The 24,553-nt window shown below is 35.4% G+C and carries 24 protein-coding genes and 2 pseudogenes; 20 read left to right on the plus strand and 6 right to left on the minus strand.

The features are described from left to right. Window positions 1-336: 336 nt before the first annotated feature. Window positions 337-1,917, minus strand: a complete 1,581-nt coding sequence (locus tag BMW29_RS12950) for a MucBP domain-containing protein (protein ID WP_092654104.1) — start codon at window positions 1,915-1,917, stop codon at window positions 337-339. Window positions 1,918-2,319: 402 nt separating this feature from the next. Here BMW29_RS12950 and BMW29_RS12955 point away from each other — a divergent pair, with 402 nt between their 5' ends. From BMW29_RS12955 to BMW29_RS12980, 6 genes and pseudogenes are all read left to right on the plus strand, one after another. Continuing rightward, the gene (locus BMW29_RS12955) at window positions 2,320-2,673 is read left to right on the plus strand and encodes an MSCRAMM family protein (RefSeq protein ID WP_092654058.1); all 354 of its coding nucleotides are present in this window, start codon (window positions 2,320-2,322) and stop codon (window positions 2,671-2,673) included. Between the two features lie 391 nt (window positions 2,674-3,064). Then, a complete protein-coding gene (locus tag BMW29_RS12960; RefSeq protein ID WP_143047376.1) occupies window positions 3,065-3,757 on the plus strand; it encodes a hypothetical protein in 693 nt (230 codons plus the stop codon). 15 nt (window positions 3,758-3,772) lie between these two features. Further along, window positions 3,773-3,970, plus strand: coding sequence for a hypothetical protein (locus BMW29_RS12965; protein ID WP_092654062.1), 198 nt, complete (start codon window positions 3,773-3,775; stop codon window positions 3,968-3,970). A 45-nt stretch (window positions 3,971-4,015) separates the two neighbouring features. Continuing rightward, window positions 4,016-4,243: pseudogene (locus tag BMW29_RS12970) on the plus strand (LytTR family DNA-binding domain-containing protein); the annotation flags it as partial. Further along, window positions 4,240-4,656 (plus strand): DUF6608 family protein, encoded by a 417-nt coding sequence (locus BMW29_RS12975; protein WP_092654066.1) that lies wholly within the window; start codon window positions 4,240-4,242, stop codon window positions 4,654-4,656. The pseudogene BMW29_RS12970 and the gene BMW29_RS12975, both read left to right, overlap by 4 nt. 56 nt (window positions 4,657-4,712) lie before the next feature. Further along, entirely contained in the window at window positions 4,713-5,570 is an 858-nt protein-coding gene (locus BMW29_RS12980; protein WP_092654068.1) for a S66 family peptidase, read from the plus strand. Window positions 5,571-5,652: 82 nt separating this feature from the next. Here BMW29_RS12980 and BMW29_RS12985 read toward each other — a convergent pair whose 3' ends face one another. After that, entirely contained in the window at window positions 5,653-6,246 is a 594-nt protein-coding gene (locus BMW29_RS12985; RefSeq protein WP_092654070.1) for a hypothetical protein, read from the minus strand. A 259-nt stretch (window positions 6,247-6,505) separates the two neighbouring features. Here BMW29_RS12985 and BMW29_RS12990 point away from each other — a divergent pair, with 259 nt between their 5' ends. From BMW29_RS12990 to BMW29_RS13030, 9 genes are all read left to right on the plus strand, one after another. After that, window positions 6,506-7,276, plus strand: coding sequence for a helix-turn-helix domain-containing protein (locus BMW29_RS12990; RefSeq protein WP_092654072.1), 771 nt, complete (start codon window positions 6,506-6,508; stop codon window positions 7,274-7,276). 71 nt (window positions 7,277-7,347) lie between these two features. Then, a complete protein-coding gene (locus BMW29_RS12995) occupies window positions 7,348-8,232 on the plus strand; it encodes an NAD-dependent epimerase/dehydratase family protein (RefSeq protein WP_092654074.1) in 885 nt (294 codons plus the stop codon). Between the two features lie 411 nt (window positions 8,233-8,643). Then, window positions 8,644-10,689 carry a BglG family transcription antiterminator gene (locus tag BMW29_RS13000; RefSeq protein WP_092654076.1) on the plus strand — a complete coding sequence of 682 codons (2,046 nt, stop codon included), beginning with the start codon at window positions 8,644-8,646 and terminating at the stop codon, window positions 10,687-10,689. Then, window positions 10,690-10,977, plus strand: coding sequence for a PTS sugar transporter subunit IIB (locus BMW29_RS13005; RefSeq protein WP_177165790.1), 288 nt, complete (start codon window positions 10,690-10,692; stop codon window positions 10,975-10,977). 141 nt (window positions 10,978-11,118) lie between these two features. Further along, window positions 11,119-12,480, plus strand: a complete 1,362-nt coding sequence (locus BMW29_RS13010) for a PTS ascorbate transporter subunit IIC (protein ID WP_092654078.1) — start codon at window positions 11,119-11,121, stop codon at window positions 12,478-12,480. Between the two features lie 12 nt (window positions 12,481-12,492). Further along, complete coding sequence (locus BMW29_RS13015; protein WP_092654080.1) at window positions 12,493-13,329, plus strand: transketolase; 837 nt, start codon at window positions 12,493-12,495, stop codon at window positions 13,327-13,329. Next, window positions 13,330-14,253, plus strand: coding sequence for a transketolase family protein (locus BMW29_RS13020; RefSeq protein ID WP_092654082.1), 924 nt, complete (start codon window positions 13,330-13,332; stop codon window positions 14,251-14,253). It begins immediately after the preceding gene. Between the two features lie 88 nt (window positions 14,254-14,341). Next, window positions 14,342-14,611, plus strand: a complete 270-nt coding sequence (locus BMW29_RS13025; RefSeq protein ID WP_092654084.1) for a DUF2087 domain-containing protein — start codon at window positions 14,342-14,344, stop codon at window positions 14,609-14,611. A 78-nt stretch (window positions 14,612-14,689) separates the two neighbouring features. Beyond that, entirely contained in the window at window positions 14,690-15,661 is a 972-nt protein-coding gene (locus BMW29_RS13030) for an alpha/beta fold hydrolase (RefSeq protein WP_092654086.1), read from the plus strand. Between the two features lie 171 nt (window positions 15,662-15,832). Here BMW29_RS13030 and BMW29_RS13035 read toward each other — a convergent pair whose 3' ends face one another. Then, window positions 15,833-16,519 (minus strand): ATP-binding cassette domain-containing protein, encoded by a 687-nt coding sequence (locus BMW29_RS13035; RefSeq protein ID WP_177165791.1) that lies wholly within the window; start codon window positions 16,517-16,519, stop codon window positions 15,833-15,835. Window positions 16,520-16,889: 370 nt separating this feature from the next. Here BMW29_RS13035 and licT point away from each other — a divergent pair, with 370 nt between their 5' ends. The 3 genes from licT to BMW29_RS13050 all read left to right on the plus strand — a co-directional run bounded on the left by licT (window position 16,890) and on the right by BMW29_RS13050 (window position 21,456). Next, entirely contained in the window at window positions 16,890-17,744 is an 855-nt protein-coding gene (gene licT, locus BMW29_RS13040; RefSeq protein WP_092654090.1) for a BglG family transcription antiterminator LicT, read from the plus strand. 358 nt (window positions 17,745-18,102) lie between these two features. Then, a complete protein-coding gene (locus BMW29_RS13045; protein WP_092654092.1) occupies window positions 18,103-19,968 on the plus strand; it encodes a beta-glucoside-specific PTS transporter subunit IIABC in 1,866 nt (621 codons plus the stop codon). 15 nt (window positions 19,969-19,983) lie between these two features. Beyond that, window positions 19,984-21,456 (plus strand): glycoside hydrolase family 1 protein, encoded by a 1,473-nt coding sequence (locus BMW29_RS13050; RefSeq protein ID WP_092654094.1) that lies wholly within the window; start codon window positions 19,984-19,986, stop codon window positions 21,454-21,456. Window positions 21,457-21,498: 42 nt separating this feature from the next. On the opposite strand, the gene BMW29_RS13055 is transcribed toward BMW29_RS13050, so the two are convergent. Then, window positions 21,499-21,882 carry a helix-turn-helix domain-containing protein gene (locus BMW29_RS13055; RefSeq protein WP_092654096.1) on the minus strand — a complete coding sequence of 128 codons (384 nt, stop codon included), beginning with the start codon at window positions 21,880-21,882 and terminating at the stop codon, window positions 21,499-21,501. Between the two features lie 267 nt (window positions 21,883-22,149). Here BMW29_RS13055 and BMW29_RS13060 point away from each other — a divergent pair, with 267 nt between their 5' ends. Then, window positions 22,150-23,226 carry an ABC transporter permease gene (locus BMW29_RS13060; protein WP_092654098.1) on the plus strand — a complete coding sequence of 359 codons (1,077 nt, stop codon included), beginning with the start codon at window positions 22,150-22,152 and terminating at the stop codon, window positions 23,224-23,226. Next, entirely contained in the window at window positions 23,226-23,900 is a 675-nt protein-coding gene (locus BMW29_RS13065) for an ABC transporter ATP-binding protein (protein ID WP_177165792.1), read from the plus strand. Before BMW29_RS13060 ends, BMW29_RS13065 begins: the two co-directional genes overlap by 1 nt. A 53-nt stretch (window positions 23,901-23,953) precedes the next feature. Here the strand turns inward: BMW29_RS13065 and BMW29_RS13070 are convergent, their stop codons facing one another. Together BMW29_RS13070 and BMW29_RS14150 are read right to left on the minus strand one after the other, a co-directional pair. After that, entirely contained in the window at window positions 23,954-24,166 is a 213-nt protein-coding gene (locus tag BMW29_RS13070; protein ID WP_092654102.1) for a hypothetical protein, read from the minus strand. 222 nt (window positions 24,167-24,388) lie between these two features. Further along, window positions 24,389-24,553: pseudogene (locus BMW29_RS14150) on the minus strand (IS3 family transposase); the annotation flags it as partial.

The raw sequence follows: 24,553 nt of genomic DNA on the forward strand, positions 1-24,553 counted from the left end.
CATAAAGGACAGCGGCTAAAGGTTCTCGTTAAGACACCTTTGGCAAGAATAATTTTCTTTCCTTTATAGAAATCTTCCTGACAACTAAGAATATGAATATTTTTATCTTTCACTCCAAGAAGTTGTTTGATAGAATTGATAGTGGACATACAAAAACCTTCCTTTACTAGATATTGTTGTGGTGACTCTATTCTAACGGAAATTTTGTATGTCTTCTTGTTTTTTTATAAAAAAACTGGGACCAATAGAATAATTTCTATCAGTCCCATAAATTATAGTGCCGTTTTTTTGTTTTATAAAGTATCATGTATTCAGCTTGGAAGAAAGCTATACGCACTAGCTAAGTGTTTTTTTATGAAAGGAAGCATACAGAATTGTTCCAATAATCAGAAGACTACCTATCATTACCTGTAGTCTGCTATTCTTTTCACCTGTCGCTGGTAAAGACTGATAATCAGAAGTTATTGCTGTTGCACTAGACCTTTTCGCCGGTTTTTCTAAGCTACTTGAAGGATTTAAATCATTGCCGTCTTTTGGCAGATTAGAAGGAGGAGAGATTATCGGTTCATCCTTGTTTTGAGTGTATATATAGGTCACTCTTTGAGGTTGATCTGTGAAAAGACCTGATGGATTCCCCTTCACTTCTTTGAAAGTATACCCCTCTATCTCTTGTATTTCTGTACTAAAATCATCTCCAACATAACCTACTAATGTAATCTCTTCAGCGATTTTATTTCCTGCCTCATCTAAATAAGTTACGGTAATGTCCCCTCCTTGTTTAAGAAAGTTTAAACTTGGAATCACATTTACAGAAGGCAGCGCTACAGTATCGCTATATCCATATAGATAGATAAATTCTTTTTGAAATAGATCTACTTCCATTAATTCTCCATGGTGACCTGCAAGGGATTCATAATCAACGGGCGTCTGTAAAGAGAAGTTGATAGCTGGTTGATTAAGCGGAGGCGTTTCAATCCAGTTAGGCCAATCTTTTTCATCTGCTTGGTATTCTATGACGTTACCATCCACATTCAGCGTGAACAGACCCGAACCGCGCACAGAAGAATAAGCATTAGGATATTTTAAAATTAACTGAAGTTCTGATAACCCTAGATTCTCTTGAGATATAACGAAGCTTTGAGAATTATCTTGATTTACATTAAATGTAACATTCAACTTTACTGAAAAATAATTTTGTTGAGTTTGACCTAATTTATTTGCTAAAGTCTGAAATAGTTGAACAATTTGAAAGGAAGAGAGCGATTCAGATAATGTCGGAACTGAATCAGCAATTTCTGTGATAATCCCCGGCTGATTAACGCCTCCATTTTCTGTGTATTCTGTTGTATACTCTTCTATAATTTTTCCAAAGCTTTCATAATTCAATTCGTTAAGATAGTTCATTATCTCAGTGTAACTATCTGGTAAGTCTAAGGTAGTGCGTGCAATAACATATTTATTTTGGTCTCTTTGATACTGTACTAATTTGTCCAAACCTTCTAATGATTTAACTTTAGTTGATAGATTGAAGCCTATATGCCAAGGGTCATAACGTTCTACAAATTCACTGATGCTTAACGTCTTAATATCTTCAATATTAGCCCCTACTGTTTTAGCTAAAAGTTCTTGTAATGCTTGATCCGGCATCCAATCATCTAACTGCTCTTCATCAGAAGGTGATTCTTTTCTTTCTTGTTCAGATATAGTTTCATTCGTTGATATGTTGTCTTCAGTAGAAGTTAGCAAAGCAATCTCTTCATATGTATGATTTTCTGCGGTAGATACTTCAGAGGATGACTGAGCGGTTGGTGTATTGGAAATACATGATTCTTCTGGTTGGATAGCATATGTAGAACTTGAAATGATACTTGAATAAAGTAGGATGGCAATACTACATCCAATAATACTTTTCTTCATAACTTTCACCCCATTGGTATTCGTATTAAAATATATTATAACACCGAGAGTGTTTATTGGCTATATATATTTTTTGTAAAGAGTATTGTTTGATTAGAGAAGCACGGCAATAGTCTATATTGAAATTTTTCATCTTTTTTAGGGGTGGAAAGTCAGTGGAATCAACTTATTCTTATGTTGGGATAGAGGGATTTTTGAATGTTTTTTAGTGAAATGAAAAATGTTCATACTAGAGATGATAAGAAACGATTTAATAGATAAAACATATAAGTATACGAAAACGCTATCTTGATATACCTGTATATTATTTACTGATATAATTAATAGTTGTTTTTTGATGTGATGATGTAACAAAGTACCCTTGTAACTGTTGCAAAAGAAACTCAAAGAGCAGTAGGCTCTTTGAGGCTTCTAAAAAAAGACAGTCATAATGGGCAAGTATTACTTCATATGATGTTTGATTTGAAAAATGAAGTAGTCAGTGGTGAACAATTTTCGAAAGCCGTCTCCCAATTAAAGGATGAAGAAAGCCATCTTTTACAAAATCAATTCACAACAGATGAGCAAGGTAGTACATTTATTTCAGTTTCATTCCCCGGGAAATATCAATTAAATGAATCCCAAGCCCCAGATGGATATTTATTGGACGATGTACCTGTCACGTTTGAGATTCAATCAGGAAATGATAGAAAGATTGATGTAATAAAATTTACATTTTTCGAAATTTTATCACATTTTATCATTAAATCACAATAATAAAAATGTAGCAATCTATGGAAGGGAGGAGAAGATGAATAAAACGCGGGTAAGACAAAACACTTAGAATTGCGTTAGTTCTCAACTATCAGATCATCAATAGAGTCCAAAAGGCTACTTACTACATGATGTTCATCTTCATATAAAGGAGTTGAAGGCAAAGTGAATACAGGTTCAAACTGTTATTCTTTGGTCTTTAGGTCTTAAAAGTACATAAAACTGAAAGATACATGAAATTAGTTTTATATCGGCTATGTACCTCTAAAATTGTAACTTAACCAGTCTAAATTGCAACTTAAACAAAATCGGTTGTTGGTCTAATTTTTGCTTGCTATACTGAGCTCAATCACGTTAATTATGACAAATAGACAGGGAAAGAGGAGATTAAATGATGACAACATTAACCGTAAAAAATAACCGAAAAAGAAATCTTAATTGTCTGAGTTACATTCTAATTGCTTTTGGTTTATTGGGAGGTGAGTTAGTATTAGTTGCAATCGAACAAGCAATTTATGGTGCAGATTTATCAGCATTTACGTTAGGACAGAGACTCATTCATTGGAGTCTTACGATTGTCCTTTGGGTAGCGGGTTGCAGCTACTGTTATATGACAGCGAAAAAAGAGGGGATTGAACCATTACGAGTAATCCAACCTAGCTTAACCGCTAAAACCTGGTTCTTTATTGTTGTAATTGTTATGATTTCAGGACTATTGAGTAGTTATTTATGGGGCTGGCAATTCAAGCCGTTTGTGGAATTTCAAGGAATGATGGAAAGACATGATAGTGGTGGCATTCTAGCTTTCATTTTTCAACAAATGTATTACATAGCTGAAGGGTTGGTTATTGTGATGATTATTGCTTTTGGTCAAACTCTGGGAGAGCAGCTGATTAAAGGATATGTTTTCCCATGGGGAAGCATTGCGTTAGGCTTAACATGGGGATTGGGGCATTTGTTATCTCAAGATATCGTTACAGCATTGTATTGTGTTATTTTTAGTTTATTTTGTGGTGTGCTATTTCTACTCATTAAGAAAGATGCTAAACTTAGCTTAATCGTGATAACATTGATGTTTATTATTTAATGGCGGAGGGATTAAGTGAAAATTAATCAGTTTCAAGATGAGATGCTTACTGATGAGCGTCTCGATATTTATTACCGTAAGTATACAGATAAAATTGAGGCTATTGTTGAATCTGTTAAGCGGATTGTGGATGAAAAAATTCGAGTTAAAATGGTAGAAGGATATGGCTATATTCCCATTTCTAAGGTGTACTATGTTGAAAGCGTTGACTGAAAATATGTAGCAAATTTAAAAGATGAAAGCTTACAACTACAGACAGATGTGACGCTTAAGGAATTGGCTGAGCGGTATACAGTAATGGGCTTTGTACGTGTTAGTAAGTCATTGCTTTTAAACATCAATAAAGTTGATAAAGTGGCAATGGATTTGAATATGCGAATGCTAGCTTATTTGAAAAATGGCGAAATAATCCAAATTAATCGTAGCTATAAGAAACAGTTTAATCAAGTGTTAACAGCATATACAGAAAGGAAAGAAAGCCAATGAAGGCGATAATGAAAGAAATGGGCAGTGTGATTGCAGTCTCTTACACAGTGCTATCTATTACACTCTTAGTAGTTGAATGGATCAGCAATGGCATCATTGTCCCTGCGCAACAAAATTTATTAATGCAATTTGGATTTACCGTATTATTTGTAGGTATTCTTTATTTACAACAGTTTTTTGAATCAATCTCACCTTTAGTAGTAGGGCTGATTCAGCTGATTGTAGCGGAAGCTGTAGTGATGCTAGTTGTTTATCTCACTTCTTTTTTTACAGCGATTCATCCAGATGGTTATCGCGATTTATTTGTAACAACACTCATTCCTTTTATGATAGGAGCACTTATTTACTACGGTTATCTCTTTTGTCAAGTGAGACAGAATAATCGATTATTAAAACGACTTCAGGATGAGTAAAAAGGCTAAATATAGTGGCGACATGATAACTATTTCAATTGATGAGGAGGAGTTAAATGTTAAAAAAGGGTGATAGAATTGCATTGGTCGTTAATTCAAATGGTCTAGCTCGAGAAAAAGAAAAAGAGCTACATGCGTTACAAAGCCTCTTACTAGACATGGGCTTAATAGCTGTCTTTAGTCGATATTTATACCAAAAGGAAACAATTTTTAGCGGAACAGCAGAGCAACGAGGCAGTGAATTGATGAGCTTTTATCAGGATTCGTCGATTGCCGCCATTTTTGATATTTCTGGTGGCGATGTTGCGAATCAGGTGCTTCCGTCTCTAGATTATGAGTGGATTAAGGCACATCCAAAGCCCTTTTTTGGCTATAGTGATTTAACCACAATTCTTAATGCGTTGTACGAAAAAGCAGGTAGTATAGGCTATCTCTATCAAATACGGACATTGCTATGGGACGAAACAGGTAAGCAAAAGCGAAGGTTTGAAGAGAGTTTGTTGGGAAATCAAGGTAGCTTGTTTGAGTGCAAGTGGCAGTTTATTCAGGGACACGAGCTGAGCGGTGTGGTCATTGGTGGGAATATCCGCTGCTTGCTAAAACTTGCTGGAACGCCATATTTCCCTAATTTCCAAGGGAAACTTTTATTCTTAGAAAGCAGTGGTGGTGGTATGCCTCAACAGACAGCCTATCTCAATCAATTGGCGCAAATGGGGATTTTTGAGCAGGTTTCAGGTATTTTATTAGGAACTTTTACGGAGCTAGATCAGACTGATGGACGATTTAAAATGAGTCAGTTAGTGGCAGAGATGAGTCCAAATGCAGATTTTCCGATTGCAGTAACCTCAGAGATTGGTCACGATGCTCAAGCTAAATGCTTGATAATTGGTGAAACATTACATCTTAAAAGATAAACTATTTGATTTTAGAGAGGTAAGAAAGTAACGAATTTGTTTCTGAAGCGCGTCAAGCGAGTACCTAATGCTATGTTTATATTTAATGATGATGTTGATCAACTTCAGCTAATCTATCATCTTCATCAAAATGTAAAACATAGCTAGCTTCTTCTAAATAATAGCTGATGCTATTGTGAATGCCTGTATTGGGGATACCATTACCCAATTGTTTAATAAGTTCAGTTCGTTTCTTGCTGTTTTCAGGTTTGATAAAGCAATAACTAAATTCATCATCACCGTCGAATTTAAGTGTCACTAAGCTTTCCAGTGTTTCAAGAGAAAAAGCTTCTGATTGTTTGATCAAAAAAGTATTTTTCGGGTGACTTGTTTTTAAAAAGGCTCTTACAACCTTCTCTTTTTTATCAAATTCAATTTCATATGTAATATCCGTTTCCTCTTGATCTTGATAAATACGTCTTTCTTCAGTTTGATTTGTAGTCTCCTGAAGCTCTTTAGCAGAGAGAATCTCATCTTCCGCACCAAGTAAAGTTTCTACATCTTTTAAAGACATCCCTTTTTTTACTTGCAAATAACCTTCATAACTTGTATCTGGTTTTGAAACGCCCATTAGATGACATGCTGTTAAAAAGACGACACCCACAACTAATAAACCACTAAATAAACTTTTTTTCATTTCATGAACTCCTCTGTCATTATTTCTTTTAAATTGTAACATAAGATGGATTAGTTTAATCAAAAAATAGCTACTTCATTAGAAAATGTATCAGTATGTTACAATAAATTGAATAATAAAAAAGAGGATACCTCTAAATAAATTATCACAAAACCTTACTATGTATAAGTGCAACCAATAAGTGCCTTCATAAAAAGAAAAAATGGCGTAGAATAAAATGATCAACAAATCTACAATTAATTTTTAGGAGGACAAACATATGGAACTTTATGAACTATTAAAAATTCAACGAAAAAAAGCTGGCTTGACGCAAGAACAATTAGCCAATCAGTTATTTATTACTCGACAATCTGTTTCTAAATGGGAGACAGGACTAACTTATCCTGATATAGAGAATTTATTTGTCTTGAGTGATTTATATGATATTTCTTTAGATGAACTTTTAAGAGGAAGTGTGTATTTTAAAAAGCCGTTTTTAGTAGGGAAAAAAGTTAAATTTCATCAGTTAATCATAAAAACGTTGATTATTTTATTGTTTTGCTTAATCTTCCCATTATTTAGTATTTGGTTCTTTGTACTATTCATTCCTGCGTTAATATCGATTTTGCCTGCTACTTTTGGTGATTATTGGATGATTACTAAAAAAGGGCTGTTTATTCGAACTTATAGTGGAAATCCTTTTGTAAAATTAAAAGAGCTAATACAGGATGTTTGGTCAAAAAATGCAGATGAAATAAGAGAGCTTATCCCTTATCAGGATATTGCAAAAATCACCCTTTATTATCAAAAAAAAGATCGTTTAAGCCCATTAGATATTTGGCCAGACGAACTGAAATTAATTGTCCTACTGAAAGATGAGCAGATTATTTTTCTAGCAGTTTCACGGGAATTGCAGCAAGCTTTGCCACAGGCCATTTCTTATTTTGAGAAAAAGGGGATTTTATTTGAGGATAAAAATCAGCTTGTTCCATTATTGGTAGCAGGAAAAGAAATTTATTCCTATATGCATCAAGAAGACAACCATGAATAAATAGAACTTAAATCGTATAAGAGTGGTGACACATGCTAGAATAGAGGGAAAGTTAACAGGAGTGATCGTAGATGAAACAAATTTTAGTATTTGGTGGTAGCCGTTTCTTTGGCAAAAAAATAGTTGAATTATTGCTAGCAAAGGGACATCAGGTTACATTGGCAAATAGAGGGAAAACGAAAGATAGTTTTGGTTCAAATGTGAACCGTATTAAGATTGATCGGACAGATAGCTCACATCCAAATTGGCAGGTTTTGGCTGGAAAAGATTGGGATGTGGTTATTGATAATATTTGTTTTACAAAGGAAGAAGCAGCAATTACGATTCAATACTTAGCTGGAAAAGTGAAGCAGTATCTATTTACATCCTCTTTAGCTGTTTATTCGGGGCAAGGAACTGGCGAAAACGGTGGGTACCTAGAAGCAGATTTTAATCCGGTTACTTATCAAATTGATGCTGATAAAACAGTTGATTATGGTGAAGGAAAAAGACAAGCAGAGGTTGCTTTTACAATGTCTCAAGCTTTCCCAGTTACCTCACTTAGAATTCCTATTGTATTAGATGATGATGATTATACAGAAAGATTGCATCAATATGTTCGAGCTGTTCAACATCATGAGTCAATTGCTGTCAAAAATCAACAAGCTAAAATAAGTTTTATTAAAGGTAGCGAAGTTGCAAATGTGATGAACTGGTTGATTGAGGAACAATTAGAAGGACCGATTAATGCGAGCTCTTGTGATACACTAACGATTGAACAATTTCTAGCTTGGTTAGAAGTTGGAGTTGGGATTTTACCAATTATCGAAGAAACCACTACAAGCTCTAAACCAATGCCATTTGATATTGCTAAGGATTGGTTTTTAGATACTCATTTTATTCAGAAAAAAGGATTTCTAGAAATAGGCCTAGCTTCTTGGGTGCCAACTTTAATTAAACGGTTAAACCAAAGTTGAACATAATGAAGGTACAGCTGATAAAATTGAACAAAAGAGTGGATATTCACTACTCTGATAAATATAAAAATCATTGAATGTTGTTAGCCTGTATTTGAAAAAAATCATACGCGAATAAGACTTCCTCTTAATAAAGTAGAGGCATAAAAAGCGGTAACATATTTAAAGGATAAATAACCACTAACTAGCTAAAGTTAAAAGTGGTTATTTTTTGTTATTTCAGAGTTTTCAAGTATCGATGTTGCATATGAAATAAATAATTTCTATTATATACTCCTCATTTTATCAGGAGTTTTTTGTTTTTTAAAATAAGATTGGTCTACTCTTTTTCATTTTGAAGATTGAAATTGTACCCAATGTTCCTTTTAAGTTAAGCGTTTTCATTTTATAGTTGAGTAGGAGGTAGAACACATGATTGATCAGAGAATGAGTTATGTTGTCCATCATTCAAAACGAGAGGTAACCTTAAAGGAGGCTATAGCGCTCACGAAATTAAAGAAAGAGCCATTATTATCAGAAATTTATAAGATGAATCAAGTATTAGTCACTTTAAAGTATCCACAAATTCAGGTAACGCCAACCCAGCTTTTATTTCCTGAAAAAATAAGCGCTTATTGGGACGAACTATTATTAGGTAGAAGTCAAAAAGAGATTGTTTTTAAGGAGGATGAACGCATTCAATTTATTTTCTTAATGACTTTTATGGAAACAGAGGAGCTTTCTGTCTTTCATTATCAAGAATTCCTACAAACGAGTAAAAACACGACTTTGTCGGATATTAAAAAATTAAGAGAGTTATTAAAGCCAGCAAAGCTAAAATTAGAATATACAAGAAAAACAGGTTTTTTCTTAACTGGGAATGAAGCTAGTATTCGTATTTTTGCAAGAAATAGTATCTTGAATTTGATGGAAACAGCTATTGGTAAATGGGGCTTATCAAAATTGTTAGGTCAGCAGTCACCTGTTTTTTATATCACAGTGCGTGCTCATTTTCAAAAATTAATTCAGAAAGAAGACTTAGCTGTCGTACCAAGTCGCATTGAAGAAACCATTGATTTTATCAGCTATGTGCTTTGTCGGATGAAAAAGCATACAATTCAACTGAAAAAACAAGAAATGGATGAATTATCAGGGTTAGCAGTTTATCCAGTCAGTCAGTTATTTTTAACGGAGCTTGCTCAAAAGGCTTGTTCTAAACATGAATATGCTTACTTTACTGCCATTTTTATGACGGTTTTACAAGGAGAAGTGCGAGACAATTCCTTAGATTTTCTTTTTGATATTGCCAAGCAAATTATTCATGAAATGGAACGACTATCTGTGATTAATTTTCAGCATCCAAAGCAATTGCAGCTTAATTTATTTTACCATTTGGTACCTGCATTTTTTAGAGTGAAGTATGAGATGCCATTAGTGAATATTATGATTGGTCAAATTAAAAAGCAGCATGATGAGCTTTTTTCACTAACCAAGTTAGCCTTGCAGCCACTACAAACGGTGATTGGGAAAAGTATTCCAGATGCAGAAATTGGCTATTTTACGATTCTTTTTGGTGGTGAAATTGAAAATCAAAAAGCATTCAATCAAATAGAGCCCTATCGTGCACTTATTTTATGTCCAAATGGTATTAGTTCCTCATTGATTATGCAGGCTGAGCTTAAAAAATTATTTCCAATGATCGATTTTATTGCCACACGTTCAGTCAATCAAATGGAAAGTATTTCAGAAAGTCAGTATGATGTGATTTTTTCAAGTGTTCCAGTGACCTCTACAAAAAAAGTTTATGATGTTCAACCCTTAATGTCTCAGGTCGAAAAAAACCATCTTTTTAGAAATGTACAAGAAGATTTGCTGATTCCTGGCTTAGGTGTCCCAGCTGTAGATGAAATTGTAGAAATATTGCTGCCCTATATTACCTTAAAAGAGGGGGTTAGTAAAGAAAAGTTATACCGTATTTTAACCAAAAAAATGATGAATCAAATGTACGATGTGAAGGAGAACTCGCCAATGTTATCAGAATTATTAACAAAAGATATGATCCAATTAACCGATCAAAAATTAAACTGGGAAGCAGCAATTCAGTTAGCCGCAGTTCCTCTTGTAACACAAGAAAAAGTGACACCAGCTTATGTGGAAGCGATGATTCAAAAAGTAAAAGAATTTGGCGCGTTCATTCATATTGGCAAAGGAATCGCCTTACCTCATGCAAGACCAGAAGATGGTGTTAATAAGGTGGGGATGTCGCTATTAAAAGTAGAGGAGCCGGTGCTGTTATTAGATGATGAAAAGCACCCAATTACGATCTTTATTTGTTTAGCAGCGATTGACAATCAATTACATTTAAAGGCTTTAGCTAGTTTAACACGTATTTTATCAAATCAAGAAAATTTGGCGCAATTATTAGCCGCAACAACAATAGAAGAAATCATTGCAGTCATTCAGAAGGAGGAGGAATAAATGATGAAATTTGCAGCGGTTTGTGGCTCAGGCTTAGGCTCGAGTTTTATGGTAGAAATGAATATTAATAGTGTTTTAAAAAAATTAGGTGTTGAGGATGTCGAGGTATCACACTATGACATGGGGAGTGCAGGACCAGATTTAGCAGATGTCTTTTTTGTTGCAGCAGACTTAGCGGATAGTGCCACTCATTTAGGAGAAGTAATTGTTTTAAATAGCATTATTGATATGGATGAATTAACACAAAAAGTGACAGCAGTTTGTCAGGAAAAAGGGTTGCTTTCTTAAGTGTCGGCTAGCTTCACAGGCTAGCTCTTCGGAAAAAAGATAAAAATAGAGTGTGACAAAAAGCGTCACAATCGATTTTTCCTATTTTTCTGTCAGAGCTGAAAGAGCCTGTTCAGCTTTAAAAATAAGGAGGAGAAAAGGATGAATGGATTATTAGATATTTTAATTGATATTGCCAGTACACCAGCCATTTTAGTTGCTTTAATTGCCGTACTTGGACTCATTTTACAAAAGAAACCAGTTAGTGATATTATGCGTGGCGGCATTAAAACCTTTGTTGGTTTTCTAGTCGTGACAGCAGGTGCAGGGGTGGTGCAAGGTTCGTTAGAGCCTTTTGGTGAAATGTTTAAAGTGGCTTTTAATATGCAGGGAGTTGTCCCAAATAATGAAGCAATTGTTGCGATGGCACTGACCAAATATGGCACATCTACAGCATTAATTATGCTTGTCGGAATGGTCTTTAATATTTTAATTGCACGCTTTACTAGATTTAAGTATATCTACTTAACAGGGCATGCCACATTGTATATGTCTTGTATGATTGCCGTAATTTTAAGTGTAACAGGTTTTACCTCAGCACCCCTCATTCTTTTAGGCGGCTTAGCATTAGGTATTGCAAATACACTTTCACCAGCTATTCTTCAGCCGTTTATGAAACAAATTACAGGAAATGATCAAGTAGCATTAGGTCATACTGGAGGTGTAGGTTATGCGATTAGTGGCTTAGTCGGGAAAATTTTTGGCAATAAAGCCAAATCAACTGAGGATATCAAATTTCCTAAAGGCTTAGCTTTCTTAAGAGATTCAACAGTGAGTATCACTATTACAATGGGGATTATTTATGTGATTGTTGCCATCTTTACAGGTGGAGACTATATTACAGCCAATTTAAGTAGCGGAACAAACCATATCATTTATGCTGTGCAACAAGCGGGAACCTTTGCTGCTGGTGTGTTTGTCATCCTTGCAGGTGTCCGTTTAATCTTAGCTGAAATTGTTCCAGCCTTTAAAGGGATTTCTGAAAAATTGGTACCTAATGCCAAACCAGCTTTGGACTGTCCAATTGTCTTTCCTTATGCACCAAATGCAGTATTACTAGGCTTCTTCTCTAGTTTTATTGGTGGACTTGTGAGTATGGCGCTGATGATTTTAACCGGTGGCGTTATTATTATTCCTGGGGTTGTTCCTCATTTCTTCTGTGGTGCAACAGCTGGTGTCTTTGGGAATGCAACAGGTGGCTTACGCGGTGCAGTTTTAGGCTCATTCATTCAAGGCATTCTCATCAGCTATTTGCCAGTCTTCTTAATGCCAGTTTTAGGCGGTCTAGGCTTTGCAGATTCAACCTTCTCAGATGCTGACTATGGAGTGACAGGAATTTTCTTAGGAGGTTTATCAAATGCAGGTGGAAAAATTGCAGTAATTGTTGGCATTCTAGTTGTATTGGGTATCATGTTTGCTTTAACAATGATGAAAAAAGAGAAATCAACTGAAAATAACGCTTAGGAGGAAAAGTAGATGGACTTACAGCATTTTGCAAAACAAATACGTTATTATACCTTGAAAGAGTTAAACCATTTAGGCTTTGGTCATTATGGCGGTAGCTTGTCCTTAGTAGAAACATTGGCTGTTTTATATGGCGCGGAAATGAATGCTTCACCAGCAAAACGAACAGATCCAGACCGCGATTATTTTGTCCTATCGAAGGGGCATGCAGGTCCAGCACTGTATGCTACATTATTTTTGAAAGGCTACTTTGATGAAGACTTCCTATATAGCTTAAATCAAAATGGAACAAACCTACCTTCTCATCCAGATTGCAATAAAACACCAGGAGTAGACATGACAACAGGCTCATTAGGCCAAGGAATTTCAGCTGCAACAGGCATTGCCAAAGGGAATAAAATCCTTGGAAAATCAAATTATACCTTTGCAGTGGTTGGCGACGGAGAGCTAAATGAAGGTCAATGCTGGGAAGCCTTTCAATTTGCAGCGCATCATCAGCTGGATCATTTAGTCGTTTTAATTGATGATAATAAAAAACAATTAGATGGCTATACCTCAGAAATTTCTGAACCTTTTGATTTTGTTGAGAAAATGACGGCATTCGGCTTTAATAGCTGGCGGATTCCAGGAAATGATATTGAAGCGATTCAAGCCGCTATCCAAAAAGCAAAATCTCTTAGTGGAAAACCAGTTGCAATTGTATTAGATACAATCAAAGGTTACGGCGTTCCTTATGTAGCAGAAATGAAAGACAATCACCATATCAGGCCTAATGCACAAGGGGTTCAAGCCTTAAAAGATGCTGTAACAACCCTTGGTCATGAGCTAGGTTTAGGAGGTAATGAATAAATGAAAGAGATGGAAATGCGTCAGGTTTATGCACAAACAATCCTTGAACTTTCAAGAAAAGATCAACGTGTGGTTGCTCTGGAGGCAGATTTATCCAGTTCAATGAGTACCAACCAGCTAAAAGAAGAGATGAAGGATCGCTATATCAATGTCGGCATTATGGAAGCTGAACAAGTTGGTGCAGCAGCAGGCTTAGCTGTAACAGGCTTTATTCCTTTTATTCATACTTTTGCTCCTTTTGCTTCAAGAAGGGTTTTTGACCAAGTGTTTATTTCCCTTGGATATGCGCAAAAGCATGCAATCATTGTCGGTTCTGATGCAGGTGTCACAGCAGAAATGAATGGTGGGACACATATGCCATTTGAAGATGTGGCACTCATGCGTGCAATTCCCAAAAATCATGTCTATGATGTTTCAGATCCTTATGAGTTTAAAGCAGTATTAGAACATTGTTATCAGGCGCCAGGCTTGCATTATATTCGCACAATTCGTAAGCAAGCAACCTCACTTTATGATGCACAAACAAACTTTTCTGAAGGGGTTATAACGGTTAGAGAAGGAACAGATACCACTATTTTTGCAACAGGTATAATGGTAGCGGAAGCTTTAGCAGCTGCAGAAATATTAGAAGAGCAAGGGATTTCAGTAAAAGTAATAGATGCTTTTAGAGTGAAGCCACTTAATGCAGCAGCAGTTGTTCAAGCAGCAAAAATGGGCCCGATTGTTACAGCGGAAAATCATAATGTTATTGGTGGTTTAGGTAGTGCTGTAGCAGAAATTACAGCTGAGCAATATCCAACCAAGCTGGCACGTATTGGTGTGAAGGAGCAATTTGGTCAAGTAGGAAAAGCGGATTATCTGATGGAAGTCTATCAGTTAACATGCCAAGATATTGTGGATGCTGTGAAGCGTGTGTTGAATTAAGCTAGAAAACCCCTTAAAAACAATTTCATTTTTAAGGGGTTTTTATGATAAACTGGGGAAAAGTAGTAGCTAGATGGAGGAGAGGCATATGAATGGACAAGTCATTCAAACATTTTTTAAAGAGGGAAAACTCATACAAATTCCTAAAAAAGAAGGAAAAAAACTGATTATTTTTAATGAAATCATCCAGCAATTTGACATCCATAAGCAGTATTCAGAAAAGGAAGTCAATGAAATCATTCAAGCTATTTATGCGGATTTTGCGATTATCAGAAGATACTTGGTGGATTATCGTTATTTGAATAGAGATAGAGCGGGAACCATTTATAGTGTCAATAAGGAACAGAGCCAAGATTGAATCAGACTTCCGACTCATTTCAGCTAGTTATTTTTGTGCTATGATGATGCTAAATGAGAAAGTTTATGAGGTGATTTGGTGAAGCATCTGACAAAAATCAAGAAGTTTGAAAACATCAATGGTGTAGAGCAAGGCATGTTTCTCCATTTTAATGATATGAAAAAACCTATTTTATTATTTTTGCATGGTGGACCAGGAAACCCTGAATATCTCTTTTTTGAGCAGTTTGAAACAGGGATTGAGCAACAGTTTAATGTTTGTTTTTGGGAACAAAGAGGAGCTGGACTTTCTTATCATAAAAATTTACCAGCTGAAACCATCAATTTTGAGCAATTAATTGAGGATACACTGGCTGTTACAAAGTATTTAAAAAATCATTTTCAACAAGAAAAAATTTATTTAATGGGACACTCTTGGGGGACTTATTTAGGAATAGAAGTAGCAAGACGTTTTCCAGAGCATTTTCATGCATACATAGGTGTTTCACAAGTTGCAAACACAGCAAAATCAGAGGTTGAAGCCTATCATTTTATTGTGGATACAGCAAAGCAAAATGGAGAGACGAAGGTTGTGCGAAAAATGGCTTTGTATGCACCAGATCAAGAGACCTTTTTATCCATGAATTATTTTCAGCTACGGTCGAAATATTTAAATCTTTATGGTGGCGGAATAATGCATCAAAAATTTAAAATGTCTACGATTCTTTTTAGAATGTTAGGTGCAAGATTCTATACATTAAAAGAAAAAATCAATATGATCAAGAGTATCAAAGCATCAGAAGAATTATTACAGACCTTGATAAAGGCTGATTTGACAGATAAAGGCTATCAATTAGAGGTCCCAGTTTATCTGCTACAAGGTAAGTATGATAAGCAAACCTCTTATCTACAAGCAAAAAAATTATTTGAACAGCTGGAAGCACCTGCTAAGCAATTTTATACTTTTGAACAGGCTGCACATTCACCAATGTTTGAGGAAAGTCCGTTATTTCAACAAATTTTATCTGATATTGTTGTAGCACAAAATGAGGCTGAGACAAAAGGCGTTTAGGTTCGAGCAATTGGAACAAAAGACGAACAATACGCTTTTTGTATTGATCGTCTTTTGTGAAATTGCCGAAGAACCTGCCTTTTGGCCACCGTTTACGGAGGCAATTTATGCTTTTTTAGAAGTAATTAAGGGATTGGGATAAACTTTTTAGTTTTGTCCCAATCCCATTTTTTAGATAGTGGCATGAACAAGCTGTTTATTTTTTACACAATAAGCTTGAGAAGCGCCTACGATGAACTGATTTGTAAAGCAGATACTACTGTTAGCCATCTCAGCGAGATAGTGCTGTATCCTTGTCAGCTCTATGGATGTTAGCATAAGGGCTGTCTCATCTAAGATAAGTAGATCCACCTTGTCTAATAGAATGGTTGCTAACAAAGCTTTTTGCTGCTGAACAGATGATAATTGTGCTGCTTTTTTTGGTAATAATTGTTGGATAGCTAGTCCTTGCACGACTTGTTCAATCTGTGTCTCGATTTCATATCCGCCTAAATCTGTAAAAGTATCTTGTAATCGACCTTGTAGAAAGAGTGCATCAGAAAAATGACGATCCTCTTCAAGTGCAATTTTTTCCTCAAGTATCTCTATCTCTTCTTGAAGTTCGAACAATTCAGTAAAGCAACTCAACAAGATTTCCTTTACAGTTTGTTCAGTATTTAAAAAGCCATGCTCAGAGGGGGAAGGGAATACTCTGTAGGATTGCTGCTGTTTCTGTAAATCATGAGTGACTAACTGAATAAAAGTCTTTTTTTCAGTGGCATTCAGGCCAATTATTTGAACCTGTTCCTGCTCGTCCATCATGAAGTTCAGTTGTCCAAATAGATGGGTTTGTGTACAATTGTTTAATGCTAATAACATGTTCATTCTCCTTTTTCTTCATGAAAATTTGAGGAGATGAAACTGATAAAAGTTGCTCTTACGTCGTTTCATCTCTGAATTAAAGAGAGAACCGTCCGCAAAAAAGGACATATGAAAAAATCCGATGATTGGTAAAAGCCATGTCTGCTAACTCCTTTATTTGTTTCCTTTCTTTTTATTTTAGAATAGCTTATAGTCCAATACAAGAGTTGACATTTTTAGTGGCTAACGATACACCAATCAGAAAGCGCCTAAAATAAACACTTTAAATCAACTATTTTTGATTCAAAAAAACAAACTCTTTCTTTTTTTTGCTGCATAGCGTAGAATAGCAAATTGAAGAAGCAGGTCAAAATGAGGAGGTTGAGCCATGAGAATTCATAAAATACTAAACAACAATGTTATCATCATGAAAGATGAAGATGGAACAGAGCAAGTCATTATGGGCAAAGGAATTGGATTTAAAAAAAGTGCAGGAGAATCACTAGATATGACCAAAGTAGATAAGGTCTTTCATTTAGAGGATGCCGGCTTGCAACAGCATTTTAATTCACTGAGTAATGAAGTGCCCTATCCCATTTTAAAGGTAACAGAGGAATTTATTGATATTGCGAAAAAGAAGCTAAATCAAAAATTAAATGAAAGTTTACATGTTTCTCTTGTGGATCATATTTTCCACGCCTTAAAAAGACATCAAAATGGACAGTCTATTACCAATTCTTTAATTTGGGAAATCAATCGTTTATATCCAAATGAGTTTGAATTAGCGAAGGACTTACTAGATATGGTGGAGCAGGAAACAGCTGTTAGACTACCAGCCGATGAAGCTGGGTTTATTGCGATGCATTTAATTAATGCTGAAATGAATGAAGAAATGAACACTACAGTTGCCATCACCAAAGAAGTCTCTGCGATTCTAAAAATTGTGAAATATCATTTAGGAATTGAATATGATGAAGAGTCATTAAACTTTTTCCGTTTCTTAACCCATTTGAAGTTTTTTGTACAGCGTATTACCAATGGCACATTGCTAGATAGTGAAGATCATGATTTATATTTATTAATGAAAAAGAAATATCCATTGGCCTATGAGTGTGCTAAAAAAATTGCGGATTATGTGTATAATACGTTTCATATGGATCTGACTTCAGAGGAAATGTTATACCTTGTGATTCATTTAAAACGCTTATATACAAGAGAGAAAACACTTTCAAAAAAGGATTGACTTCCATTTTTGAAAGTGCTATCATTTGAAATAGATAATTAAATAACGTATCAGGTTAGTGGATTGTGACTGTTCGGCAGGCGACACCTAAACTTTTACTAAAGAATTGCACATGGGCGTAGTGTATGCATTTTTTTAGTAAAGGTTTAGGTTTTTATTTTGCCAAAAATAGATCCGGAACTATTTTTTATCAGTCGAAAACAGCCTTTTGCAATTATATTTTGTCTAGCTTCACAGGCTAGTCTTTCGGGAAAAAAATAAAAATGGAGTGTGACAAAAAGCGTCACAATCAATTTTCCCTATTTTCCTGTCAAGACTAATTGAGCCTGTTCAGCTTTTAAAATTAGGAGGATTTATCATGGATACGAATCAATTAGCAGAAAAAATATTGAAAGAAGTCGGCGGTGAAGAAAACGTTCAATCATTAGTTCATTGTGCGACACGCTTAAGATTTAAATTAAATGACAGAAGCATTGTTGATAAAAGTGTGGTAGAAAGTATTCCTGGCGTTGTAACGGTTATGGAAAGTGCTGGACAATTCCAAGTCGTGATTGGGAATACAGTACCTGAAGTTTATGCGGCAATTGGCAATATTTCTAATTTAACGAGTGATACAGGCGGTACAGATACAGGGTCAAATGAAAATGGCTCAATTTTTAGTAAATTTGTAGATTTAATTTCTAGTTTATTTACACCTTTATTAGGTGTAATGGCAGGAGCAGGTATTTTGAAAGGATTGCTTTCAATTGCTGTCACCACAAAATTTATCATACCAGAAACGCCAACACATATTATTTTAAGTGCGATTGCAGATAGCCTGTTCTATTTCTTACCAGTGTTACTAGCAATCACAGCAGCAAGGAAATTCAAAGCGAATGTCTTTGTTGCGGTAACGATTGCAGGCGCGCTTGTTTATCCATCCATTATTGGGTTAGCAGCACCTGGTATCTCTGCTGATTTCTTTGGTATTCCAGTGGTAATGGTGAAATATACATCAACCGTTATTCCAATTATCTTGTCAATTTATGTGATGAGTATCTTGGAAAAATTCTTAAATAAACATTTACATCAAAGTATTAAAAACTTTATTACACCAATGATTCTTTTAGTGGTAATTGTTCCTTTAACTTTAATGATTTTTGGTCCATTTGGCGTATATGTAGGGAATGCGATTGCTGATGTTTTACTAGCAGTAATTAACTTTAATCCAATCATTGCAGGTGCCTTAATTGCCGCTTCATGGCAAGTGTTAGTTATGTTTGGCTTGCATTGGGGTATTGTGCCAGTCATGATGAACAATATTGCAACCATGGGTAAAGATCCATTGAAACCTGGCGTAGCTATTTCAGTCTTTGCGCAAGCTGGGGCAACATTAGGCGTGATGTTAAAAACAAAAAATAAAGAATTCAAAGCTTTGTCAGGTTCAGCCGTTGTTACAGCTTTGTTTGGGATTACAGAACCAGCTGTTTATGGTGTAACATTAAGATTAAAACGTCCATTTATTATTGGGATTATTTCTGCAGCAGTAGGTGGCGGTATCGCAGGTTTTGCAGGTAGTATGGGATATGCTTCAGGTCCTTCAAGTATTTTAATGATTCCAGCATTCTATGGCCCAACTGGTGAAGGTTTTGTTGGCTTCTTAATTGCTGCATCAACTGCCTTTATTTTAGCAACTGTTTTAACTTACTTTATTGGTTTTAAAGATATTCCAGAAGCAACAACTGCTGCAAAAGAAACAACAACAACAAGTACTGCTATGCATGAAGGGGTCAAATCAGAAGTGATTAGCAGCCCATTAACTGGTGAAATTGTTTCATTAGAAAATGTACAAGACAAAGCTTTTGCTTCAGGCACATTAGGTCAAGGGTTAGCGATTGCACCAACTAAAGGAGAAGTTGTTTCACCAGTCAATGGTACTGTGACGATGGCTTTTGCAACAGGACATGCAGTAGGCTTAACTTCAGAAAATGGTGCAGAAGTATTGATTCATATTGGTTTAGATACAGTTCAATTAGAAGGTAAGCATTTTGAATTAAAAGTCACACAAGGGCAAACTGTAAAAATTGGCGATCCACTTGTTGTGTTTGATATGGAAGCCATTAAAGCAGCTGGTTTTGATGTAACCACACCAATTATTATTACAAATACAGCAAATTATGAAGATGTTGTTGTCAGCGATCAAACACAAGCAAATGCAGGCGATCGTTTGATTACATTACTATAAACAGGGGTGCAGTTTATGAAACAAGAAAGCATATTTCCAGAGAACTTTTTATGGGGCGGCGCCATTGCTGCTTGTCAGGCTGAAGGGGCGTATGGTCAGTATGGTCGTGGTATGGCCGTTTCAGATATTTCCTTTTATGATAGTCAAATCGACCGTCAAGATTTAGCCAAGCACCGTAATGTGACCACACAAAAAATTGAAGAAGCGATGGCTGATTCAGGTACAACACGTTATCCAAAACGTCATGGGATTGATTTCTATCATCGTTATAAAGAGGATATCGCCTTATGCGCAGAGATGGGCTTTAAGGTCTTCCGTTTTTCAATGGCCTGGAGTCGTATTTTCCCAACCGGCGAAGAATTGACCCCAAATCAAGAAGGCTTAGATTTTTATGATGCTGTTTTAACTGAAATTGAAAAATATGGGATGGAACCACTCGTGACCATTTCTCATTTTGAAATGCCATTAGCGCTTGTTAATCAGTATAAGGGCTGGACAGATCGTAAAGTGATTGACTTATTTGTTCGCTTTGCCGATTGCTTATTTACAAATTTTGGTCAAAGAGTGACTTATTGGATTTCATTTAACGAAATGAATGCAGGCCGTTTTTCAACCTTTAAATCAACAGGTGTCGTAGCAGATAAAACCGACAATTATATCCAAGATTGTTATCAAGCTGTGCATCATCAATTTATTGCAGCAGCACTTGTTACCAAAAGATTGCATGAAATCAATCCAGCTGGCAAAATGGGCTGTATGATTGCTCGTTTTACAACTTATGCTGCAACCTGTAAGCCAGAAGATGTTTTACAAATGATGCATGATGATCAGTATGATAATTTCTTCTATACAGATGTCATGATTCGTGGCACCTATCCTGGTTATATGAATCGCTTCTTTAAAGACAATGGTGTCTCAATTATTTGGGAAGAAGGAGATAAAGCGCTATTAAAAGAATACACTGCTGATTATTTAGCCTTTAGCTATTATGTCTCCAACGTGTCAAGTGCACAACCAAATGAATTAGATGTAACTGATGCAAACTTGAAAAAGAGCTTAAAAAATCCTTATTTAGAAAGTTCAGCATGGGGTTGGCAAATTGATCCTAAAGGTTTGCGTTATACTTTAAACAATCTTTATGATCGCTATCAAGTGCCTTTGTTCATTGTTGAAAATGGGATTGGTGCAGAGGATACAGTAGAAGCAGATGGTTCGGTTCATGATCCATATCGTATTGATTATTTACAAAGACATCTTGAACAAATGAAGGAAGCTTTAGTTGATGGTGTTGATTTAATCGGCTATACGACATGGTCGTCCATTGATATTGTTTCTTCTGGAACTTCTGAAATGTCAAAACGTTATGGTTTTATCTATGTTGATCAAGATGACGATGGAAATGGCACGTTGAATCGAATTAGAAAAGATTCCTTCTATTGGTATCAACAAGTAATAAAGAGTAATGGGGCAGATTTGTCTGTATCATAAAAAATAAGAACCATTTGCAGTTCAGCAGACTGCAAATGGTTCTTATTTATTGCGATAAAGTAAGTGAATACTTTCGATAAATGCGATTAAACCAATGATTCTAGGAAACCATAGAATCTGGCCTGCTCTACTTGAGAAAGTAATGAGTAAAAATCCGACGATTAATAAAAGAAAATAAGCAAGCATGAGCCAGTTTTTATTTTTTTGACTCATTTTTTTTTGTAATAAAAGGTCATCACGGACTAATTCATCTAGTGTGAGATTGAATAAATCGCCTATTTGAATGAGATTTGCAATGTCAGGAAAACCTCGGCCAGTTTCCCATTTAGAAACTGCTTGGTTGGAAATATTTATTTTTTTAGCAAGCTCCGCTTGTGTCCAATTTTCTTTTTTTCTTAAAGCTTTTATTTTTTCTGAAAATTCCATAGTAAACCTCCGCTCTGTTATTTCTGAGTAATTAAAGTTTAGCTGATTGCTGCTAATAAGTCATCCGAATTCTCATTTGATGCATTCTACTTTTAGTTGAATAGCCTTAATTAGGGAATTCAAGTAAGATTTTTTTCTACAAACAAATGACTTGACATAGTGACACGGTGTCACTTATACTGTAAAAGAATTAAAAGTAACACTGTGTCACTTTTGTGTGATAACTAGCAAGGAATAGCAAAAATAAACGTAAAGAAGGTTAGAAATATGTTTTTAGCATGGAAGGAAATTAAGTATTCAAAACTAAGATTCTCATTAATTATTGGCGTTGTAGCTCTCGTTGCATGGCTCGTCTTTTTACTATCTGGCTTAGCCTTTGGATTAGCATCAGTCAACCGTTTGGCGATTGACCAATTTGATGCAAATGCTATTGCTTTAACGGATGAATCAGATTTAAGCCTAACCCAATCCAAATTGCTCATTAAAGATGCAAAAACTGTTACAGGGGATAAAACAGCTTATTTAGGACAGTCATCAGGTGTGGTTACCTCCGATAATTTAGATGGAAAAGTCAGTGTTTCTATTTTAGGAATGGAGCACGACAGCTTCATTATGCCGAAAGTTGTTGAAGGGAAAGCTTTTACTGATGAAGGAGAAGTTTTAGCTGATATCAGTATGCAGAAAAAAGGCACTGAGATAGGTGATGAGTTGAATATTTCCTCTTCAGATAAGAAATTAAAGGTAGTTGGCTTCGTTGAAAATGGAAAATATGGGACACTCCCAGTTCTTTATATGTCTATTCCAGACTGGCAAGAACTAAAATTTGGTCAGTCAGATCCAACTGATAATGGTTTAGTGAGTGCGGTCATTATTCGTGACACAGATGCACTCAATCAAACACCAGCAAAAGCCGTTAAAATTTCAAACATGGCTGATTTTATTGAAAAAATTCCTGGCTATAGCGCACAGAATTTAACCTTTAGTATTATGATTGGCTTCCTATTTATCATTACAGCTTTTGTGATTGGGATTTTCATTTATGTTTTAACCATGCAAAAAACAGCTACCTTTGGGGTCTTAAAAGCACAAGGAATGACAACAGGCTTTCTTTCCAAAATGGTCATTTCACAAACCTTTATTTTAGCAGCTTTAGGTGTCCTCATTGGTTTAGGGCTAACCTTTGTAACAGCCGCACTCCTTCCAGATGCAGCGCCATTTATGTTAAATGACTTAAATCTAGTGATTTATGGTGTGGTATTAGTTGCTGTTGCAGTCATTGGCGCCTTGTTCTCAGTAGCTTCTATTGCGAAAATAGATCCGTTAAAAGCGATTGGAGGAGAGTAGTGATGACTTTATTATCATTAGACAATGTCTCAAAAACTTATGGTTCAGGACATACAGAAGTAAAAGCTTTAAAAAATATGGACTTTTCAGTGGAGCCAGGCGAATTTGTGGCAGTGATAGGTCCTTCAGGTAGTGGTAAAAGTACTTTCTTAAGTATTGCAGGAGGCCTTTTAACACCAAGTACAGGAACTGTTAAGATTAATAACCAAAGCTTTGCAGGATTAAAAAAGAAAGAGCTTGCTAAATTAAGATTTAAAGAATTAGGCTTTATTTTACAAAGCTCAAATCTTGTTCCTTTTCTCACTGTCAAAGATCAATTGATTTTAGTCGATAAGGTGCAAAAGAAGAATTTAAGCAAGAAAAAGAAAGAGGACTTACTTGAATCATTAGATATCATTAAATTAAAAGATAAATATCCAAAAGATTTATCTGGTGGTGAACGTCAAAGAGTCGCAATTGCACGTGCTTTATATAATGAACCAAGCGTGATTTTAGCGGATGAACCAACAGCAAGCTTGGACACAAATCGTGCATATGAAGTCGTTAAAATATTGGCAAAAGAAACAAAAGACAATCAAACTGCGACTATTATGGTGACCCATGATACGAGACTACTGGATCATTGCGATAAAGTTTATGAAATGAATGATGGGGTTTTAAAACAAATTAGATAATAAAAAAGCTAAAACAAAGGATAACATTCACTTTGCTTTAGCTTTTTTCATGACTATAAAATTTGAAACAAACTATTACAGGTAGCAATAGCTCCTGCTCCGATTAAAATCAATCCAATTGTTGTACGATTTTTCTTTGCTCCAGGACGTTTACTAGTAAAGAGAAAAATAATCCCTATAATAATAGCAATGATTCCCAATCCAATTCCTATATAAGACATTTGTGGTGTCATATTCTCTAATGCTTTTTCAATTTTATCTTCCATTTTTCATTCCTCCATGAGTTGTTTATTTCTTTTGCTCTACAAGACCTATTATAGGGGGGAGACTTGTCGTTTCTCTTACTTAATTCTTACAAAAGTCTTACGAATCATTAAAATGAAATGATGTTAGCTTAGCCCATATAAATAAAAAAGAAAATCAAATCAATGTGTAGTGAGACCCAAAAGTTAGACCGAATACCGACTGGAGAAATCTGGTCGGTATTTTTATACTACGAACCGTTCACGGAATTGAACGGGACTGCACCCTAGTTTTGTCTTGATTCGATTGTAGTTGTAATAGTCAATCCCATTCCTCAATTGCTTGTTCTAATTGCTTAAAACTAGAATAAATAATGCCATGATAGGTTTCTTGTTTTAGTAAGCCGAAGA

The organism is Isobaculum melis (assembly GCF_900111355.1).
Classification (GTDB): Bacteria; Bacillota; Bacilli; order Lactobacillales; family Carnobacteriaceae; genus Isobaculum; species Isobaculum melis.

Coding starts and splice junctions, on each gene's coding strand:
- BMW29_RS12950 (WP_092654104.1), bottom strand. CDS start 1,917: ATGAAGAAAAGTATTATTGGATGTAGTATTGCCATCCTACTTTATTCA.
- BMW29_RS12960 (WP_143047376.1), top strand. CDS start 3,065: ATGACAACATTAACCGTAAAAAATAACCGAAAAAGAAATCTTAATTGT.
- BMW29_RS12975 (WP_092654066.1), top strand. CDS start 4,240: ATGAAGGCGATAATGAAAGAAATGGGCAGTGTGATTGCAGTCTCTTAC.
- BMW29_RS12980 (WP_092654068.1), top strand. CDS start 4,713: ATGTTAAAAAAGGGTGATAGAATTGCATTGGTCGTTAATTCAAATGGT.
- BMW29_RS12985 (WP_092654070.1), bottom strand. CDS start 6,246: ATGAAAAAAAGTTTATTTAGTGGTTTATTAGTTGTGGGTGTCGTCTTT.
- BMW29_RS12990 (WP_092654072.1), top strand. CDS start 6,506: ATGGAACTTTATGAACTATTAAAAATTCAACGAAAAAAAGCTGGCTTG.
- BMW29_RS12995 (WP_092654074.1), top strand. CDS start 7,348: ATGAAACAAATTTTAGTATTTGGTGGTAGCCGTTTCTTTGGCAAAAAA.
- BMW29_RS13000 (WP_092654076.1), top strand. CDS start 8,644: ATGATTGATCAGAGAATGAGTTATGTTGTCCATCATTCAAAACGAGAG.
- BMW29_RS13005 (WP_177165790.1), top strand. CDS start 10,690: ATGATGAAATTTGCAGCGGTTTGTGGCTCAGGCTTAGGCTCGAGTTTT.
- BMW29_RS13010 (WP_092654078.1), top strand. CDS start 11,119: ATGAATGGATTATTAGATATTTTAATTGATATTGCCAGTACACCAGCC.
- BMW29_RS13015 (WP_092654080.1), top strand. CDS start 12,493: ATGGACTTACAGCATTTTGCAAAACAAATACGTTATTATACCTTGAAA.
- BMW29_RS13020 (WP_092654082.1), top strand. CDS start 13,330: ATGAAAGAGATGGAAATGCGTCAGGTTTATGCACAAACAATCCTTGAA.
- BMW29_RS13025 (WP_092654084.1), top strand. CDS start 14,342: ATGAATGGACAAGTCATTCAAACATTTTTTAAAGAGGGAAAACTCATA.
- BMW29_RS13035 (WP_177165791.1), bottom strand. CDS start 16,519: ATGTTATTAGCATTAAACAATTGTACACAAACCCATCTATTTGGACAA.
- licT (WP_092654090.1), top strand. CDS start 16,890: ATGAGAATTCATAAAATACTAAACAACAATGTTATCATCATGAAAGAT.
- BMW29_RS13045 (WP_092654092.1), top strand. CDS start 18,103: ATGGATACGAATCAATTAGCAGAAAAAATATTGAAAGAAGTCGGCGGT.
- BMW29_RS13050 (WP_092654094.1), top strand. CDS start 19,984: ATGAAACAAGAAAGCATATTTCCAGAGAACTTTTTATGGGGCGGCGCC.
- BMW29_RS13055 (WP_092654096.1), bottom strand. CDS start 21,882: ATGGAATTTTCAGAAAAAATAAAAGCTTTAAGAAAAAAAGAAAATTGG.
- BMW29_RS13060 (WP_092654098.1), top strand. CDS start 22,150: ATGTTTTTAGCATGGAAGGAAATTAAGTATTCAAAACTAAGATTCTCA.
- BMW29_RS13070 (WP_092654102.1), bottom strand. CDS start 24,166: ATGGAAGATAAAATTGAAAAAGCATTAGAGAATATGACACCACAAATG.